This window comes from Sedimentimonas flavescens (assembly GCF_019264375.1).
In the GTDB taxonomy this organism is placed as follows: Bacteria; Pseudomonadota; Alphaproteobacteria; order Rhodobacterales; family Rhodobacteraceae; genus Rhodobacter; species Rhodobacter flavescens.
The window spans coordinates 29,257-46,990 of record NZ_JAHVAI010000007.1; the positions used below are offsets into that span (position 1 = coordinate 29,257).

At 64.7% G+C, this 17,734-nt stretch carries 19 protein-coding genes; 6 read left to right on the forward strand and 13 right to left on the reverse strand.

The window, feature by feature from the left end:
- The first annotated feature begins 2 nt into the window (after nt 1-2).
- Entirely contained in the window at nt 3-731 is a 729-nt protein-coding gene (flgH, locus tag KTQ37_RS08160) for a flagellar basal body L-ring protein FlgH (protein ID WP_218630017.1), read from the forward strand.
- An 8-nt stretch (nt 732-739) separates the two neighbouring features.
- Nucleotides 740-1,252 (forward strand): flagellar basal body-associated FliL family protein, encoded by a 513-nt coding sequence (locus KTQ37_RS08165; protein WP_218630018.1) that lies wholly within the window; start codon nt 740-742, stop codon nt 1,250-1,252.
- Here KTQ37_RS08165 and KTQ37_RS08170 read toward each other — a convergent pair.
- From KTQ37_RS08170 to KTQ37_RS08205, 8 genes are all read right to left on the reverse strand, one after another.
- Complete coding sequence (locus KTQ37_RS08170; RefSeq protein ID WP_218630019.1) at nt 1,237-1,593, reverse strand: hypothetical protein; 357 nt, start codon at nt 1,591-1,593, stop codon at nt 1,237-1,239. The two genes, KTQ37_RS08165 and KTQ37_RS08170, sit on opposite strands and share 16 nt — an antisense overlap.
- Nucleotides 1,590-2,669, reverse strand: coding sequence for a flagellar type III secretion system protein FlhB (gene flhB / locus KTQ37_RS08175; RefSeq protein WP_218630020.1), 1,080 nt, complete (start codon nt 2,667-2,669; stop codon nt 1,590-1,592). The genes KTQ37_RS08170 and flhB overlap by 4 nt, the downstream gene beginning before the upstream one ends.
- Nucleotides 2,666-3,421 (reverse strand): flagellar biosynthetic protein FliR, encoded by a 756-nt coding sequence (locus KTQ37_RS08180; RefSeq protein ID WP_218630021.1) that lies wholly within the window; start codon nt 3,419-3,421, stop codon nt 2,666-2,668. The genes flhB and KTQ37_RS08180 overlap by 4 nt, the downstream gene beginning before the upstream one ends.
- A complete protein-coding gene (flhA, locus tag KTQ37_RS08185) occupies nt 3,418-5,502 on the reverse strand; it encodes a flagellar biosynthesis protein FlhA (protein ID WP_218630196.1) in 2,085 nt (694 codons plus the stop codon). Before flhA ends, KTQ37_RS08180 begins: the two co-directional genes overlap by 4 nt.
- The gene (locus KTQ37_RS08190; protein WP_218630022.1) at nt 5,502-6,254 is read right to left on the reverse strand and encodes a transglycosylase SLT domain-containing protein; all 753 of its coding nucleotides are present in this window, start codon (nt 6,252-6,254) and stop codon (nt 5,502-5,504) included. The genes flhA and KTQ37_RS08190 overlap by 1 nt, the downstream gene beginning before the upstream one ends.
- Before the next feature lie 75 nt (nt 6,255-6,329).
- Complete coding sequence (locus KTQ37_RS08195; protein ID WP_218630023.1) at nt 6,330-7,127, reverse strand: 3'(2'),5'-bisphosphate nucleotidase CysQ; 798 nt, start codon at nt 7,125-7,127, stop codon at nt 6,330-6,332.
- Nucleotides 7,114-8,463: a TldD/PmbA family protein gene (locus KTQ37_RS08200; protein WP_218630024.1), complete on the reverse strand. Its 1,350-nt coding sequence runs from the start codon at nt 8,461-8,463 to the stop codon at nt 7,114-7,116. The genes KTQ37_RS08195 and KTQ37_RS08200 overlap by 14 nt, the downstream gene beginning before the upstream one ends.
- Before the next feature lie 60 nt (nt 8,464-8,523).
- On the reverse strand, nt 8,524-10,035 hold the full coding sequence (locus KTQ37_RS08205) for a DUF2125 domain-containing protein (RefSeq protein ID WP_218630025.1): 1,512 nt from the start codon (nt 10,033-10,035) through the stop codon (nt 8,524-8,526).
- A gap of 114 nt (nt 10,036-10,149) precedes the next feature.
- Here KTQ37_RS08205 and KTQ37_RS08210 point away from each other — a divergent pair, with 114 nt between their 5' ends.
- Nucleotides 10,150-10,761: an enoyl-CoA hydratase/isomerase family protein gene (locus tag KTQ37_RS08210; protein ID WP_218630026.1), complete on the forward strand. Its 612-nt coding sequence runs from the start codon at nt 10,150-10,152 to the stop codon at nt 10,759-10,761.
- Nucleotides 10,762-10,813: 52 nt separating this feature from the next.
- Here KTQ37_RS08210 and KTQ37_RS08215 read toward each other — a convergent pair whose 3' ends face one another.
- Both KTQ37_RS08215 and ahcY read right to left on the reverse strand, forming a co-directional pair.
- Complete coding sequence (locus KTQ37_RS08215; protein WP_218630027.1) at nt 10,814-11,155, reverse strand: DUF2853 family protein; 342 nt, start codon at nt 11,153-11,155, stop codon at nt 10,814-10,816.
- A gap of 208 nt (nt 11,156-11,363) precedes the next feature.
- A complete protein-coding gene (gene ahcY, locus KTQ37_RS08220) occupies nt 11,364-12,761 on the reverse strand; it encodes an adenosylhomocysteinase (protein ID WP_218630028.1) in 1,398 nt (465 codons plus the stop codon).
- 130 nt (nt 12,762-12,891) lie between these two features.
- Here ahcY and KTQ37_RS08225 point away from each other — a divergent pair, with 130 nt between their 5' ends.
- Together KTQ37_RS08225 and KTQ37_RS08230 are read left to right on the forward strand one after the other, a co-directional pair.
- Nucleotides 12,892-13,482 (forward strand): HD domain-containing protein, encoded by a 591-nt coding sequence (locus KTQ37_RS08225; protein ID WP_218630029.1) that lies wholly within the window; start codon nt 12,892-12,894, stop codon nt 13,480-13,482.
- A gap of 181 nt (nt 13,483-13,663) precedes the next feature.
- The gene (locus tag KTQ37_RS08230; protein WP_218630030.1) at nt 13,664-14,542 is read left to right on the forward strand and encodes a LysR family transcriptional regulator; all 879 of its coding nucleotides are present in this window, start codon (nt 13,664-13,666) and stop codon (nt 14,540-14,542) included.
- Here the strand turns inward: KTQ37_RS08230 and KTQ37_RS08235 are convergent, their stop codons facing one another.
- The 3 genes from KTQ37_RS08235 to KTQ37_RS08245 form a co-directional block, all read right to left on the reverse strand.
- A complete protein-coding gene (locus KTQ37_RS08235; RefSeq protein ID WP_218630031.1) occupies nt 14,543-14,857 on the reverse strand; it encodes an H-NS histone family protein in 315 nt (104 codons plus the stop codon).
- Nucleotides 14,858-14,932: 75 nt separating this feature from the next.
- Nucleotides 14,933-15,487: an ActR/PrrA/RegA family redox response regulator transcription factor gene (locus tag KTQ37_RS08240; protein WP_218630032.1), complete on the reverse strand. Its 555-nt coding sequence runs from the start codon at nt 15,485-15,487 to the stop codon at nt 14,933-14,935.
- A 65-nt stretch (nt 15,488-15,552) separates the two neighbouring features.
- A complete protein-coding gene (locus KTQ37_RS08245) occupies nt 15,553-16,188 on the reverse strand; it encodes an SCO family protein (RefSeq protein WP_218630033.1) in 636 nt (211 codons plus the stop codon).
- Between the two features lie 109 nt (nt 16,189-16,297).
- On the opposite strand from KTQ37_RS08245, the gene regB reads away from it, so the two are divergent.
- Nucleotides 16,298-17,683, forward strand: coding sequence for a sensor histidine kinase RegB (regB, locus tag KTQ37_RS08250; protein WP_218630034.1), 1,386 nt, complete (start codon nt 16,298-16,300; stop codon nt 17,681-17,683).
- Nucleotides 17,684-17,734: the final 51 nt, after the last annotated feature.

Below are 17,734 nucleotides of genomic sequence, written 5' to 3' on the forward strand. Positions count from 1 at the left end.
TCATGCGCCCCTTTGTGATCCTGCTTGCCGCCACCGCGCTTGTTGCCTGCCAGCGATTGGAAGACGTCGGCAAGGCGCCCGGCTTCACCCCGGTCGAGAACGGCAGCGAGTTCTTCGCGATGAACACGCGCCCCCTGCCCGAGACCCTAGGCTACCCGCAACCCGCCGCGCAGGAGGCCTCGCTCTGGTCCGGAACGCGCGGCTCGCTGCTCGGAGACCGGCGGGCGGCGCAGCGCGGCGACATCCTGACCGTCGTGATCGAGATCGACGACAAGGCCGAGATCTCGAACAGTTCGGGGCGCAGCCGCAAGGGGTCGGATTCGATGGGGATCCCCGCGATGCTCGGCTTGCCGCAACGCATCGACGCCGAACTGCCCGAGGGCGCCAGCATGGCCGATGCCTTCTCGACCAACTCACGCTCATCCTATCAGGGCGATGGTTCGGTCAGCCGGAAGGAAAAGCTGACGCTGCGCATTGCCGCAACCGTGCTCGACCGGCTGCCCAATGGCGCCTTGCAGATTCAGGGCAGCCAGGAGGTGCGCGTGAACTTCGAGATGCGCGAGCTGATCGTGACCGGCTTCGTGCGCCCCGAGGACGTCAGCCGCCAAAACGAGATCACCTATGACAAGATCGCGGGCGCACGGATCTCCTACGGCGGGCGCGGACAGATCACCGATGTGCAGCAACCCCGGATCGGCCAGCAGGTCGCCGATGTGCTGCTGCCGTTCTGAGGCCCCTCATGCGCAAGCTCTTGCCCATCCTTCTTGCCCTGATCGGGGTTCTCGCCGGTGGCGGCGCGGGGTATTTCCTGCGCCCGCCCCCCGCTGACGAGATCAGCCCCGCGACGGACGCACATGCGCCGCCGCCCGAGGTGCATCCGACCGACCACGCCGCACCCGAGGGCGACGGCCATGGCGAGGGCGCGACGGTTGAATACGTCAAGCTCAACAACCAGTTCGTCGTGCCGGTGGTCGAGGATGCCCGGGTTGCCTCGCTCGTCATCTTGTCGCTTAGCCTGGAAGTCGGGCTTGGCGCGACCGAGCGTGTCTATGCGGTCGAGCCGAAGCTGCGCGATGCCTTCCTTCAGGTTCTGTTTGACCACGCCAACGCCGGTGGCTTTCGCGGCGCATTCACCGATGCCAGCCAGCTAGACGACCTGCGCCGCGCGCTATTGGAGGCCGCACGCAAGACCCTCGGGGCCGAGGCGAAAAGCGTCCTGATCTCGGATATCGTGCGTCAGGATAACGGCTGACGCCGCCCTTTTGTCGCCTGTCGAGCGGCAAGCTTTTCCAGCGCCTCATTGCGGCCGAATGCCTTCGCGGCGGCCGCGCGCTGTTGCGCGATTTCCGGGGCAAGGGCCGCCTCTTGCCGCGCAAGTGCCGCGCATTGGCCCTGCACCCAATCGAGATACTTCCCGAGCGTAGCCGGGTCGGACAACCCCGCGCCCTCCTGAGCACCAAGACCCGCGCGCAGGGCCCGCTGCTGCTCGCGCAGATCTGTTTGCTGTTGCGCAAGCTTTGCCAAGCGGGCCAGTTCGATCTCTTGGCGAAGCTGTGCGAGCATCTGCAGATTGGCCAGCTTCTTGCCTGTCATCTCCGCATCCCTTTCGCGCGTCGACGCATCTTCTCGGCAAACCGGATCGCGGCGGCCACGGGCTTGTAATGCTCGGGCCGGATCTCCTCGCCCACCTGCATCGCCGCGTGCAGGGCCCGCGCTGTGGGCGGATCGGAATGGATCGGAACGCCGCTTTCCATTGCCACGGCCCGGATCCGCGCGGCGAGCTCATCAACGCCCTTGGCCACGCAAACCGGCGCGCGGCCGCTTGACCGCTGCCATTTCAGCGCAACCGCGTAATGGGTGGGGTTCACGATCACGACGTCTGCGGTCTTTACATCGGCAATCATCTGGCGTGTCGCGATCTCGACGCCTTTCTGGCGGCGCTGCGCCTTGAGATGCGGATCGCCCTCCGATTGCTTCATCTCATCCATCAGTTCCTTGCGGCTCATGCGATTGCGGCGCAGGAACTCGGCCCGCTGCCACAGGAAATCGAGCGCGCCGACGACCAAAGCGATCAAAAAGACCAGGGCCAGGAACTCGCGCAACATGACCATCGCCGCGACCGAACTGATCCCCGGCGCGGTGCGTTGCATCGCCAGGATCCCCTCGATCCGGCTGCTGAGGAAGACCCCGAGGATACCCGCGATGACGATCAGCTTGACGAAGCTCTTGGCGAATTCAAACAGCCCCGCGCGGCCGAACTTCTGCGCCGCATTGGCGAACGGGTTGATCCGGCTCAGCTTCGGCTGGATCTTGTCGGGGACAAAAACCAGTGCCCGCTGCGCCGCGAGAGCCGCAAGCACCAGTACCAGCGGCAGCGCGAACCACGGGGCAATCGCCATGACGATGCCGCCGATCATCCCGCCGACCGGCGCGGTGGAAAAGCCGAAGACCAGGCTCGAAAGGCTGTCAGCCTGATCGAGCAGCACCATCGCGCGTTGGCCGAACAACGTCAGGCTGCTCGCACCCAACCCCATCGCGAGCAGCAGAACACCGCCATAGCTTGCCGCCACGCTCAGCTCGGCCGAGCGGATCAGATCGCCTTTGCGCCGCGCCTGCTCAAGCTTTTGCGGGGTCGGTTCGAACTCCTTTTCGCTGTCGTCCTCGCTCATGGGGCCACCTCGAAGGGGTTGCCAAGAAAACCCTCGAACGCGCCGAGCCAGACCATCAGCCCGGTCGGCGCGGCGATCATCAGCAAGACGAGCCCCCCGGCGGTCAGCGCAGGCGCACCCACGAAAGCCACCATCAACTGCGGCATCGCCCGGTTGATCGCGCCAAGGGCGACGTTGTAGATCAGCCCCGCCACCACGAAGGGCGCGGCGATCGAGAAGGCCAGCGCGAAAGCCTGCGCAACCCCCGCCAGCCCCCAGGCGCGCACCAGCGCCGCATCGGGAAAACCGCCGGGCGGCAGTGCGTCATAGGACCCTATCATCAGCTGGGCAAAGCGGATATGCAGCCCCGATTGCACCGCCAGCGCCAGCCCGCCCAACATCAGCAGATGGCCGATCGCGGGCTGCGGCTCTCCGCTCGAACCCCCGAAAAGCTGCGAGAGCGAGGTCGCCTGCGCGGCAAGCGTGCCCGCGATCTGCAAGGCGATGACGAAAAGCCGAAGCACCGCGCCGATCAGCAGCCCGATCATCACCTCGGCGGCACAGATCAGCGCGGTTGGCACGGGCACCTCGACGGCGGGCAGAACGACGACGGTGAAGGCAAGACCAAGCGCAAGGCGCACTCGCGCCGGGATGCTTTGTTCGCCGAAGGCCGGAAGCAGGGCCATCATGCCGCCGATCCGCAGGAACACGACAAAGCCCGTAACAAGCAGCGTCTGGCTGATCTGCAGCAGCTCGGCCAGTGCGGCGCTCATGCCGGCACCACGCCGACCATGGCGGGTTTTGCGTCGATGCCGATCTCTTCGAAGCTAAGCACCGGGGCCGAGATGCCCTTGGCCGCCAGCACCGTGCGCAGGAAACGGCGGCGGCGGGTCGAGGTGATGATGGCGGGAAAAACGCCGCTCTCGCCCGCACGCGCGATCTTGTCCGAGACATTGGCGACCAGCCGGTTGAACTTGTCGGGCGGCAGGGCGACATCGGCCGGGCCGCGATCAGTCTGGAGCTGGTAGGAGGCAAAGGTGTCCTCCCACTCGGGCGCGAGTTGCAGCAACGGCAGAGTGCCATCCTCGCGCCGGTATTCAGCCACCAGCTGGAACCCGAGGCGCTGGCGCACATGCTCACAGATCGCCTCGGGCGATTGCAGCCCGCGCACCTCGGCGATGGCCTCGACGATCAGCAGGAGGTTGCGGATCGACACACGCTCTTCCAGTAGCAGGCGCAACACCGCCAGCAGCAGATCAAGCGGCACCTTGTCGGGGATCAGCTCATCGAGGATGCGGCGGTTGGCGTCGGCGCGAGCGGGATCGGAGAGGTTCGCGGTCTCTTCCAGCAGGCGGCGCAGCGCGCGCAGACCCATGAGGCGCGCGAAGTTGCGCTTGATGACCTCAAGCAGATGGGTTGCCAGCACCTCGGTCGGGGACACCACGGTCGAGCCGGTCAGCACCGCCTCTTCCTGCGCGGCGGCGGGAACCCATCGCGCGGGGGCGCCATAGACCGGCTCGCGCACATCCTCGCCTGCGGGCAGCAGATCGCGGTTGTCAGCGATCAGGGCCAGCACGCGCTCGGGGCGGAGGCGGTCGCGCGCCTGCTCAACCCCCTGAATGCGGATGCGATAGGTTCCTGGCGGCAGGGCGCCATCATCGGTCAGGCGGATCTCGGGCAGGATCAGCCCGAAGGAGGCCGCCACGTGGTTGCGCATATTGGCAATCCGCACATCGAGGCCCGTCGCCGGATCCAGCGCCATCGCGACTAGGTCGGGCGCGAATTCGACGTGGATGTCATCGACATCCAGAATGTCGCCCATGGATTTGCGCCGCGCGGGCTCGGGCGGGGGCATCTTCATCGCCTCGCGCCGCGCGCGTTTCTGATCAGCGCGGCGCAGCAGTTGCGCGGCGCCCCCCAGCACCAGCGCCCCCACCATGAAGGGCAGGAACGGCAGGCCCGGCACCAGCGCGAACAGCGCCATCAGCACGCCCACCGTCATCAGGGCGGGCGGATATTTCCCGAGCTGGCGAAACAGCTCCATATCAGCCGAACCCTTCGCGCCCCCCCGCGACAGCAAGATGGCCGAGGCAATCGAGATGATGACCGCCGGTATCTGGCTGACCAGCCCGTCACCCACGGTCAGGATCGCATAGGTTTCAAGCGCCCGGCCAATCGGCATACCATGCACCGCAGTGCCGATGATCAGCCCCATCACAAGATTGAGCAGCGTGATCAAAAGCCCCGCCACCGCATCGCCCTTGACGAATTTCGACGCCCCGTCGAGCGAACCGAAGAAGGTCGTCTCGGCCTGTTCGCGTTCGCGCCGCGCGCGCGCCTCGGCATGGTCGATGGCGCCCGCGTTCATGTCGCTGTCGATGGCCAATTGCTTTCCCGGCATCGCGTCGAGGGCAAAGCGCGCGCCCACCTCGGCCATGCGGCCCGCGCCCTTCGTGATGACGATGAAGTTCACGATCAGGATGACGCCGAAGACCACGAGGCCGATCAGCACCGACCCGCTCATGATGAAATTGGCAAAGCCCTCGATCACATCACCCGCCGCCCCGGTGCCGGTATGCCCCTGCCCGATGATCAGCTTGGTTGACGAAACGTTAAGCGACAGCCGCAGCATCAGCGAGGCAAGAAGCACCGTCGGGAAGGCCGAGAAATCGAGCGGCCTCTCGATGAACAGCGTCACGGTGAAGATCAGGATGGCGATGGCGAAGGACGCCGCCAGACCCACGTCGAGCACCCAGGCAGGCACCGGCAGGATCATCATCACGATGATCGCCATCAGCGCAAGCGCGAGCAGGATCGTCGGCTGAAAGATCGCAAGCAGCGTGACGCGCGGCATCATTCGGCCTCGACGCGCCGCACCGCCGAGGCAAACAGGCTCGCCCCCGGCGCACCGCCCAGAGGCGGGCGCACATCGCCGCTGCGCTGCAAGAGCGGATAGGTGTTCACCCGGGGCGGGCCGACCTCTAGCCCACCGCCATTCGCCGCCAGAACGATATCGGGAATGTCGGGGATCGCATCGCCCGGCTGGATCGGCGCCTGCCCCGCATCCTCTGCCAGATAGCGGCGGCGCAGTTCGGCGAAGCGAGCGGCGTAGCGATCCGCATATTCGCGGGTGCGTGAATGATAGGCCCCCGCGGCGGCGTTCCAAGACCCTGTTTCAGCGTAAAGCTCGCGCAGAAAGCGCGCGGCATAGAGCGCGTTGGCCATCGGATCGAACATCTCGTCGATCGAGGAGAACCCCTCCTTGTGCCATTTGTAGTTGATCTGGAAGCAGCCGACATCGAAGCTGCGCGCGCCGCGCTGGTATTCGCGCACGACAAAGGCGCGCGCCTCGGGGAGGGTGTCGAACCAGTGTCCCGCCCCCTCCATGTTCACCGTCCAGGGCCAGGGGCGGAACTGGCCTTCAAGCTTGCGGCCCGTCTCGGTCAGCGAGATCGCCTTCATCACCGACACCGGCACACCCGAGCGCCGCGCGGCTTCGGCCGCGACCTGCTCGCAGACCGAGGCGAGGCGCGCGTTGCTGGCCAGCGCCCATGACGGCGCCAGCAGCGACAGGATCACGATGAGAATGCGCCCGATACCCGGCATGGGATTCGCCCCGCGACAGCAGTTCTTGCTGGGGGCAGGCTAGGGGCCAAGTCTTGCCAATTGGTTAGCCGCGTCTCACTCGGGCCAGTGACGCAGTTGCGCGATGTAATCGGCGTGCAGCCGAGGCGCGGCGACGACAAGGCCGTTCGACTGCGCATTGGGCCGGTTGAAGCGCAGCGGGCAGCCGTTGCGATCGGTCGCCATCGCGCCCGCGCATTCGGCGATCAGGCTGGCGGCGGCGATGTCCCACTCCCATGCGGGCCGCAGCGAGATGGTCGCGTCATAGCGCCCCTCGGCCACCAGGCACAGCCGCCACGCCAGCGAGGGCCGCAGGCTACGCCGATAACGCGGCACGCCCCGCCGCCAGTGCCCCGGATCATCGGACAGCTTCGAGGTCAGCACGGTGCTACCCTCGACATGCTGCGCCGTGCTCGGGCTGATGGGTTCGCCATTGAGCAGCGCCGGGCCGCCAAGCGCCGCCGCATAGGTCAGTTCGAGCGCGGGCAGATGCACCACACCAGCCACCGCGCGGCCATCTTCAACCATCGCCAGCGCATGGGCAAAACCGCCGTCATGGGCAAGGAAGGCGCGCGTGCCGTCGATCGGATCGACGATGAAGACCCGCTTGGCCGCGAGGCGTTCGGTACTGTCGGCGCTTTCCTCGGACAGCCATCCGTAGTCGGGCCGCGCGGCGCGCAGATCGCGCTCCAGCATCGCGTTGACGGCCAGATCGGCCTCGGACACCGGTCCGGCGCCACCGCCCTTGTCCCAGGCCTCGGGGCCCTGCTTCCAGTAACCAAGCGCGATTTCACCCGCAGCCTTCGCAGCCTCGGTCAACAGCGCCAGATCATCCTGATAATCACTGGCCGGCAAGCGTCAGCCCCTCGACCAGAAGCGACGGCACCAGATGGCTCAGATGCGCGCGGGCATCATTGGCGGGGATGATCCGCATCAGTATCTCGCGCAGATTGCCCGCCACGGTGCATTCGTTGACCGGATACTGGATCTGCCCGTTCTCGACCCAGAAGCCCGAGGCACCGCGCGAATAATCGCCCGTATTGGGGTTGACCGTCGCGCCGATGAACGAGGTCACCAGAAGCCCCGTGCCCATGTCGCGCAGCAACTCCGCGCGGCTCTGCACGCCCGGCGTCAGGGTGACATTGCCCACCGAGGGCGCCGGCGGCGAGGCCGTCCCGCGCGTGGCATTGCCGGTACTGTCCAGCCCCAGCTTGCGCGCCGTCGCCAGATCCAGCGTCCAGCTGCGCAGCACACCGTTTTCCACGATTGCACGGCGGCGCGTCGCCAGCCCCTCAGCGTCAAAGGGGCGCGAGCCAGAGATACGCGGGCGGTGCGGCTCTTCGGTCAGCGAAAGCGCCTCGGGCAGAACCGGCGTGTCCATCGCGTCGCGCAGCCACGAGGCGCCGCGCGAAATCGCCGAGCCGTTGATCGCCGCCAGCAGATGCGCGATCAGGCTGCCCGAGATGCGTTCATCGAACAGCACCGGATAGGCGCCGGTCTTGGGGCGGCGGGGGTTCGCGCGCTCGACCGCGCGCTGTCCCGCCTGAGCGCCGATCGAGGCTGCATCGGGCAGATCGGCCTGAAAGGTGCGGCTTTCGGCGGCCCAGTCGCGCTCCATCGACAGCCCCTCGCCCGAGATCGCGACGGCCGACACCGCGCGCGAGCTGCGCCCGTAGCCGCCGGAAAACCCGTTCGAGGCCGCGATATGCACGCGCTTGCGCGAGTAAGAGGCTGAGGCGGATTGCACCTGCGAAACCCCCGCAACCGCCAGCGCCGCAGCCTCGGCGGTACGCGCATCGGCCTCAAGCGCGCTCGCGGCGGGTTCGGCGGAATTATCCTCAAGCTCGAAGGCGGCGATGTCCCAGTTCCGGGCCAGTTGCGCGGGATCGGCCAGACCCGCATAGGGGTCGTTCGGCGCCTCGCGCGCCATGGCAACCGCACGCTCGGCCATGTCCGACAGGGTCCGCGCCGAGATATCCGAGGCCGAAACGCAGGCCTGACGCCCGCCGATCAGCACACGCAAACCGATCTCGACACCTTCCGACCGCTCGGCCTGCTCCAGCTTGCCACCGCGCACATCGATCGAGATCGAACGGCCATCAACCGCCATGGCATCCGCGGCATCCGCCCCGGCGCGCTTGGCCACTTCCAGCAAGGCCTGGGTCAGGTCGGACAGGCGAGTATCGGACATGCTATCTCCGCAATGAAAAGGCCGCCCGGAACGCCCGGGCGGCCTGACGTGTCGATTGTCTTACTGGATACGCTGGCCGTTGGCGAGGATTTCGCCGCCCTCGTTGAACTCGATGGTCGAGGTATAGGCATCGTCACCCGCGGGATTGGCGTAAAGGCCCAGCATCATGTTCACGAACATGGTCTGATCCTGCGGCACCATGCCCATCGCCACCAGCTTCTCCATCAGCGCATTGCTGCCGGTCAGATCCAGCGTGATCGACCCCAGAGGCATCGGCACGCCCATGGTGTTGTCAAAGGTCAGCGCACCCTTGCCCGACAGGTCGGCGCCCAGCAGGGTCAGCTGCACCTTGTTCACATCGAGGCTCTGAAGCTCGGCCGGCGGGCCTTCCAGCGTCGCCATCTCTTCCGAGAAGAAGTCCACGAGCGGGCGCAACGAACCGGTCAGATCGATGATCAGCGTGGCCGGATCATGCGGCAGTTGCCCGGTCGGGTCGAACAGACCCCAGATATCGTCCGAAACGGTCAGATCCTTCATCGTCAGCTTGGCGGTATAGGGCGCGGCCTCTTCGCTTTTCGCGACCGGAGCGGCCAGGCGGAACTCGCTGTCGCCCATGGCGCCTGCAATCGGGAAGGGCACATCGGGCGAGCTGAGGCTGAAGGTCGAGGGGCCGGATTTTACGCCGTAATCGAAGGTCTCGCCGTTCAGCAGAACGTCGATGCGCCCGGATTCAGCGGCGCTTTCCATATAGACCGGGCCCTCCGCCGCGGTGCCCTCGATCACGAATTTCGACGCGCCATAGCCGACGTAGCCTTTAACCTCGGCACCGCCCGCCATCATGCTGAAGAAATCCGCCTTGCCCGGCACAAGGTTCATACGGCTCGTGCCCTCGGTGCGCAGGTCTGCCATCTGGCCGCTCATCGTGAAGTTCTCGGAGGCCGTCGGGTCACTGACTTCCATCGAGAACTTGAGCGCCGACATGCTCATGTCCGAGAGCGTCTCGGTCATCTCGCCCTGCGTCACCTCATAGAAGCCCGAGGTGCCGGTCATCGTGGCCGCCAGCTTCATCGCAGGTTGATCCCCTTCGGCCGAGGATTCCATGTCCCCTTCCACGACCATCTCGGGCGCGGTGATATCATAGCGGATCTTCTCGGGGCTGCCCGAGGCCACCGCGACTGCACTCGCCTGCGTCATCACCATGTTCATCTGCGTGGTGACGGTCTCCTCTCCGGCCTGCACCGCCGACGAGGTCGCAAGGGTGATCTTGTCTGCACCGGTGATTTCCACCGTGCCGTCGCCACGCTCGCGCAGGCGCAGCTCTTCGGCGGCCATCTCGGTGCGGGTCTGCACGTTGAACTCTTCCTGGTTCTGCTCGGTCACCACCTTCAGGCCGCTCAAGATCAGCGTATCGCCGGAACGCTCGCTTTTCTCGGTCGTGACCACCGAACCGTAATCCGCATAGGTCTTCTGAATGCTTTCCCAGACCTGCTCGGCGGTGACATCGGCATAAAGCGCGGTCGTACCCATCAGGGAGAAAATGGCGCCGAGACTGGCGAGACGCGTCGATTTCATCTGAAATTCCCTTTCGAATTTAATGTCGGCGGCATCCTCTTTTGATGCCGGGCAATGGTCAAGACCCGATGGCCTTGTTAACAGGGAAACAGCGTTGCCTCACAGGGGACAGTGATGATCCGACTTGACCAGACCGACGGGCTTTGGACCGTCACCATCGACCGGCCCGAGAAGGCCAACTCGCTGACGCGCGGGATGCTTGCCGAGATCGCCGATATCGCCGAACGCGCCACGGCCGAGGGTGCGCGCGTCTTCGTGCTGCGCGGCGAGGGCAAGGTGTTTTCCGCCGGCGCCGACCTTGACGAGGCCCGCGCGGGCCTCGCGACCGACCCGGTGTGGGAGCGCTTGTCTGGCGCCATCGCCGCCCTGCCCTGCCTGAGTATCGCGGCGCTCAATGGCACGCTCGCGGGCGGCGCGATGGGGATGGTTCTGGCCTGCGATCTGCGCATCGCGGTGGCCTCGGCCAAGTTCTTCTATCCGGTGATGAAGCTGGGCTTCCTGCCGCAGCCCTCGGACCCGAAACGTATGGCCGCGCTGATCGGCCCCGCACGGGCCAAGATGATCCTGATGGCAGGCCAGAAGGTCGAAGCCGAAGAAGCGCTGATCTGGGGCCTGATCGACCGCATCGTCGCCCCCGAGGCGCTGATGGATACGGTGACGGCACTCGCCGCCGATGCCTGCGGCGCCAGCGCCGCCCATGTCGCCGGGATCAAGAACCTGATCTGAAACGCAAGACGCCCGGAGACCGGCCCCGGGCGTCGCATCCATTCGCTTCGGCTCAGCCGTAAGCGGCTTCTTTGCGGAAATGCTTGGTCAGCATGTAATAGACCACGGCGCGATACTTGTTGCGCTCCGAGCGGCCATAGGTTTCGACCACGGCGTCGATCGCATCCATCAGCTCGGGGCCATCGGCCAGGCCCAGCTTCTTGACGAGGAAATTGTTCTTGACGGTCTCGAGCTCGCTCTTGTCCGAGGCGGCGACGGTTTCGGCGTCGGCATTGTAAATCGCCGGGCCACAGCCGATGGTCACCTTGGTCAGAAGATCCATGTCGGGCTCCATCCCGCATTTGGATTTCAGATCCGCGGCATATTTCGCGATCAGCTCGTCACGTTTTCCCATTTATCCACTCCCACAAAGTCCGGTTGATCAAAATGCACAGGCAGCCCCCATGTCGGTGCAGAGGGTAAGGCGAAACTTTGGCCCTCTCCAAGGGAAAACTGACGCGAACTTCCCCCGATGGCGAAAAGCCGCAAGCGCGCCTTCGCGCGGCAAAAAGAAAGGGCGGCGCCCTGCGGCTCCGCCCCTTCCTACGCAATCGGTGCGACAATCAGTAGCGGTAGTGCTCCGACTTGAACGGGCCTTCGACGGTGACGCCGATATAGGCGGCCTGGTCGGGGCGCAGTTCGGTCAGCTTGACGCCGATCTTGGCGAGATGCAGGCGGGCGACTTTCTCGTCGAGATGCTTGGGCAGGATATAGACGCCGGGGGCGTAGTCGTCGCCCTTGGTCCAGAGCTCGATCTGCGCCAGCACCTGGTTGGTGAAGGAGGCCGACATCACGAAGCTCGGGTGGCCGGTTGCGTTCCCGAGGTTCAAGAGGCGCCCTTCCGACAGCAGGATGATCCGCGCGCCCGAGGGCATCTCGATCATGTCCACCTGGTCCTTGATGTTGGTCCATTTGTGGTTGCGCAGGGCGGCGACCTGGATCTCGTTGTCGAAGTGGCCGATGTTGCCGACGATCGCCATATCCTTCATCGCGCGCATATGCTCGATGCGGATGACGTCCTTGTTGCCGGTGGTGGTGATGAAGATGTCGGCGCTGTCAACCACGTCCTCAAGCACGACAACCTCGAAGCCGTCCATCGCGGCTTGCAGCGCACAGATCGGGTCGACCTCAGTCACCTTCACACGGGCGCCGGCACCACGCAGCGAGGCAGCCGAGCCCTTGCCCACGTCGCCATAACCGCAGACCACGGCGACCTTGCCCGCCATCATCACGTCGGTTGCGCGGCGGATGCCGTCCACCAGCGATTCCTTGCAGCCGTACTTGTTGTCGAATTTCGACTTGGTGACGGAATCGTTCACGTTGATCGCCGGGAAGGGCAGCAGGCCCTTCTTGTGCAGGTCATAGAGGCGATGCACGCCGGTGGTGGTCTCTTCGGACACGCCCTGGATCGCGTCGCGCTGCTTGGTGAACCAGCCGGGGCTGGCGGCAAGACGCTTCTTGATCTGGTTGAACAGGCACACTTCCTCGTCCGAGGTCGGCACGGCGATCAGGTCGGTCTCGCCTGCCTCGACGCGCGCGCCCAGAAGGATGTAGAGCGTCGCGTCCCCGCCATCGTCGAGGATCATGTTGCAGGTGCCGCCCTCGCCGCCGAACTGGAAGATCTTGTCGGTATATTCCCAATATTCCTCAAGGGTTTCGCCCTTGACCGCGAAAACCGGCGTGCCACCCGCCGCAATCGCCGCCGCCGCGTGATCCTGCGTCGAGAAGATGTTGCACGAGGCCCAACGCACATCCGCGCCAAGCGCCTTGAGCGTCTCGATCAGCACGGCGGTCTGCACCGTCATGTGCAGCGAACCCGCGATACGCGCGCCCTTGAGCGGCTGCGACGTGCCGAATTCCTCGCGGCAGGCCATCAGACCCGGCATTTCGGTTTCGGCAATGTCCAGCTCCTTGCGGCCGAATTCGGCCAGAGCGATGTCCTTGATGATGTAATCAGCCACGGAAGGCCCCCATTCCTTGATTTGGGCGCTATGTAGCACCGCCACCCCTGCGCGGCAATGCAACGCCGGAAGGGCGGTTTACAGCCAACCGCGCATTCGCTAGCACCATTGCCAGAAACAGGGGGCCGCGATGGCACGCGCATGGCAAAGGATGCTCTCGGGGCGCAGGCTTGACCTGCTGGACCCGACGCCGCTCGATATCGAGATCGAGGACATCGCGCATGGGCTGGCCTTCGTTGCGCGCTGGAACGGGCAGACGCTTGGCGATTTCGCCTATTCGGTGGCCGAGCACTCGCTACTGGTCGAAGAGATCTTCGCCCGTCAGAACCCTGGCATCGGCGCGCGCTGGCGTCTGGCCGCGCTGCTGCACGACGCACCCGAATATGTTCTTGGCGACATGATCAGCCCAGTGAAGGCCGCGATCGGGAAAGGGTATAACGAACTCGACACGCGGCTGACGGCTGCGGTTCATCTGCGCTTTGGCCTGCCCGCCACCCTGCCCGCCCCCATCAAGAAGGCGATCAAGGTGGCCGACCTGATCTCGGCCCGGCTGGAGGCCGAGCAGATCGCAGGGTTTTCCAAGGCTGAGGCGGATAGGTTGTTCGGAAAGACCGATGTGTCGGTCATCCGGGGGCTGACGATCCGCCTGCGTCCGCCCGCCGAGGTGCGCGCGGCCTATACCGCGCGCCACACAGAGTTGCTTGCCGAAATCACCGCGTGAATTTCTGGACGCGGTTCCGCGGCGCACGCTGCGCCTGGCCACCCATGGCAAGAGTGAGCACATCTGCAAGAATCCGGATCATTTTCTGATCTCCTTTGTTATGGTCATGTCCCTTATTTGCATTGACTTGCGGAGATTTGCGAGTCAGGAATTTTTCATCATCTGTTAGATTAATTTACATATGAGCGAAATCGACTGGAGAAAGATGCCGGCCCTGACCTCATTGCGCGCCTTCGCGGCGACCGCACGCGAGGGGGGATTCAGCGCCGCCGCGCGGCGGCTGAACGTGACCCATGCGGCCATCGCCCAGCAAGTGCGTGCGCTGGAATCCGACCTCGGGCTGAGCCTCGTGTGGCGCGAGGGGCGCAACCTGAACCTCACCCCCGAGGGCGAACGCCTGGCCACCGCGCTTGAGGATGGTTTCGGGCAGATCCAATCGACGCTTGAGGCGCTGCAAAGCCAGAAGACCGACAAGCCACTGACCATCACCCTGCCGCCGACCTTCGCGGCCGAGTGGCTGATGCCGCGTCTTGCCAAGTTCTGGAAGGCTCACCCCGAGATCGCGCTGTCGCTGCTGCCCGACCCGCGCAATGTCGAGCTGCGCGAGGTGGGCGCAAGCCTCGGCATCCGCTTTGGCACCGGACGCTGGCCCGGTGTGGTCTCGGAATATCTGACCGCCGCGCCGCAGGTGGTGGTGGCCGCGCCGGAATTGCTGAACGGGCGCTCGAAGCTCTCGCTGCGGGAAATGTCGATGATGCCCTGGATCCGCGAGCGCGGCTGGCCCGAGCTAATGCAATTGCTGGAATCTATCGGGCTAAAACCCGCTGCGCTGAAATTCACCGATTTCCCGAATGAGGAATTGGCGCTTTCGGCCGCGCGCGAGGGGATTGGCCTGCATCTCGAAACCGAGGCCCTGATTGAGGAAGATCTCGAGAACGGCTGGCTCGTGAAAATCCACGAGATGAATGACGAAAGCCTGGGGTATTATGTGGTCAGGCCACCGGGGCCAATAACCCCGGCAGCCCGAACGCTGATCGACTGGCTCAGATCGCAGGTCTGATCAGATCGCCAGATCCTCAAGCGATTTACCGGCATCGAGTGCGGCCTGCACCCATTGCGGCTTGCGCCCGCGCCCGGTCCAGGTTTGCGAAGGATCGGCCGGGTTGGCATATTTGGGCGCGACGGGCTTGCGGGTTTTCGCAACTGAAACCCCGGTCAGTTCCGCGAGGGTAAAACCCATTTTCTTCGCGGCTTCTTCCAGCTCGGCAAGAGCCTCGTTTTTCTTGCGCTCTTCGAAAGAGGCAATCGCACGATCCACCTTGGCGCGCAGCGCCTTGAGTTCGTTCATCGAGAGGTCGTCGAGTTTGATATCCATGATCTTCCCTGAAATGTTTTTTCAGAGATAACCATTTAATGCCCGAAAAGGCCAATTGTACTTTTGTCAGCTTAATTAACGCGGACTGCGCTTGGCCAGAATACGCTGAAGCGTCCGGCGGTGCATATTCAGACGCCGCGCAGTTTCCGAAACATTGCGGTCGCAAAGCTCGTAAACGCGCTGAATATGTTCCCAACGCACGCGATCCGCGCTCATGGGATTTTCCGGCGGGGGCGGCAGGGTTTCCCCCTTGGCCAGCAGCGCATTGGTAATATCGTTGGCGTCCGCGGGCTTCGACAGATAATCGGTCGCGCCCATTTTCACCGCCGCCACGGCGGTGGCGATGGCGCCATAGCCGGTCAGCACGACGATCCGCGCATCGGGGCGCCGCTCGCGCAGCGCCTCGACCACGTCGAGGCCATTGCCGTCCTCCAGCCGCAGATCCACGACCGCATAAGCCGGCGGGCGGCTTTGCGCGATGGCCTTGCCCGCCGAAACCGTCTCGGCCGTTTCGGTCTGAAAGCCGCGTTTCTCCATGGCGCGCGCGAGGCGGGACAGGAAGGGAACGTCGTCATCCACCAGCAAAAGCGTGCGGTCAGACCCGAGTTCGGCAAATTGATCGTCGGCCATGTGCTCTCCCCATGCGTTCCGAAAGTCTTAGGCGGTCGGAACCGTCTGGTCAAATTCCCTTTATGTTACTGGGAGTTTTTCCATGCATCGACGAAACAGGAAACCTGCTCCGCCATTTGCTCGGGCGTCGTGTCACGATTGAAGAATTCGACGAAACCGATTTCGGGGAACACCAGATAGGTCTGGGTCGAATGGTCGATCAGAGTATAGGGGTCGCCGGGGTTCTGAACCTTGAAATAGGTCCGATAGGCTTTGGAAGCGACCGCGATCTGCTCGGCCGAGCCCGACAGGCCCAACATCTTCGGATGCATGATCTCGGTGAATTCGGTCAGAAGCTCGGGCGTGTCGCGCTCGGAATCGACCGAGACGAATACCGGCGTCACGTCATAGCCGCGCTCATCAAGCAGGGTGACCGCTTCGGCATTGCGCGAGCTGTCCAGCGGGCAGACATCGGGGCAATAGGTATAGCCGAAGTAAAGCAGGCTCGGTTTGGTGAAGACATCCTTGTCGGTAACCGTCGCGCCGGTTTCCGAAACCAGCGTGAACGGCCCGCCCAATTGGCCCGTCCCGCCCACCACGCCACGACGGCACTGGGCGAAAATATCCTCATCGCCGCCCTGCGTGAACAGCACGGTTGCGCCAAGACCGGCGACGACGGCGGCCGAGGCCAGAATGGCGGCGAAGCGCGGAGTAAGTGCCATGGGTAGTTCGTTCCTTGTCCTGCATTGATCGCTTGGGCGCACCCTACTATCAAGTTAGGCGGGATAAAATGTGACAACCAGACCCATCTTTGGGTCGATCGGGGGCAGAATGGCGGAACGGCTTGAGGCGGGCGCGCAATTCGCCGAGGCGCATCACGACTGGGTTCGCCTGCGCACGCTGATCTTTCTGCGCTGGACCGCGATCATCGGGCAGCTCGGCGCGATCTTCGTGGGCTGGTGCTGCTATGATATCGCGCTGGATCTGCCGCTAGCGCTGGCAACGGTGGGCGCGGCGGTCGCGGCCAATATCGTGGCGATCTTCCTGTTCCCGCACAGCCGCCGCCTCAGCCAGGCCGAGGTGACCGCGACGCTGCTCTTTGATACCGCGCAGCTTGGCCTGTTGCTGGCGCTCACGGGCGGGCTGAACAACCCCTTCGCGCTGCTGATCCTGGTGCCGGTCACCATCGCCGCCACCGCGCTTGAACGGCGCCCGACCATCCTGCTCGGGATCGCGACGATCCTGATCATCTCGATCGTCAGCCAGTTCCACCTGCCGCTGATCACCCGCGACGGCACCATGATCGAGATGCCCAGTGTCGTCGAGTTCGGCTTCTGGGTCGCCATCGTGATCGGCGTCGTCTTTCTGGGCGCCTATGCCCATCGCATCTCAAGCGAGATCCACTCGATGAGCGATGCACTGCTGGCCACGCAGCTTGCGCTGGCGCGCGAGCAGAAACTGACCGATCTGGGCGGGGTTGTCGCGGCGGCCGCGCATGAATTGGGCACACCGCTGGCGACGATCAAGCTGGTGTCCTCCGAGCTTGCCGATGAGCTGACGGACAGCCCCGATCTGCACAGCGACGCCATCCTGATCCGCGAACAGGCCGACCGCTGCCGCGATATTCTGCGCTCGATGGGTCGGGCGGGCAAAGACGATCTGCACCTGCGCTCGGCCCCGGTTCTGGCCGTGCTTCGCGAGGCGGCAGAGCCGCATCTCGATCGCGGCAAAGAGATCCTGTTTGACGTGAACCCAGGCGAAGCCGGCGCCGAACGCCAGCCAACCGTCTACCGCTACCCCGAGGTGATCCACGCCCTGCGCAACCTGGTGCAGAACGCCGTGGATTTCGCGCGCAGCACCGTCTGGGTCGAGGCCGAATGGACCGACCAGACAATCCTCGTGCGGATCACCGACGACGGGCGCGGCTATGCGCCGGGCGTGAAAAACCGGATCGGCGATCCGTTCCTGCAAAACCGCTCGGGCGACCGGAGCCAGCGCCCGGAGTACGAGGGCATGGGCCTTGGCCTCTTCATCGCCAAGACGCTGCTTGAGCGCACCGGCGCCCATCTGCGCTTCAGCAACGGCCCCGAATCCTTCATCCCCGAGGTCAGCCACGCGACCCGCTCGGGTGCCATGGTCGAGGTCAGCTGGCCGCTCGCGCGTCTTGTGGTTGAGGATGGCACCGGGCTTGGAGAGAACCAGCCGATCACCGCGTGAGGCTCGGTTTTCCTACGGATTAACCGGCTGTTAACCATTCTCTCGCGAAAC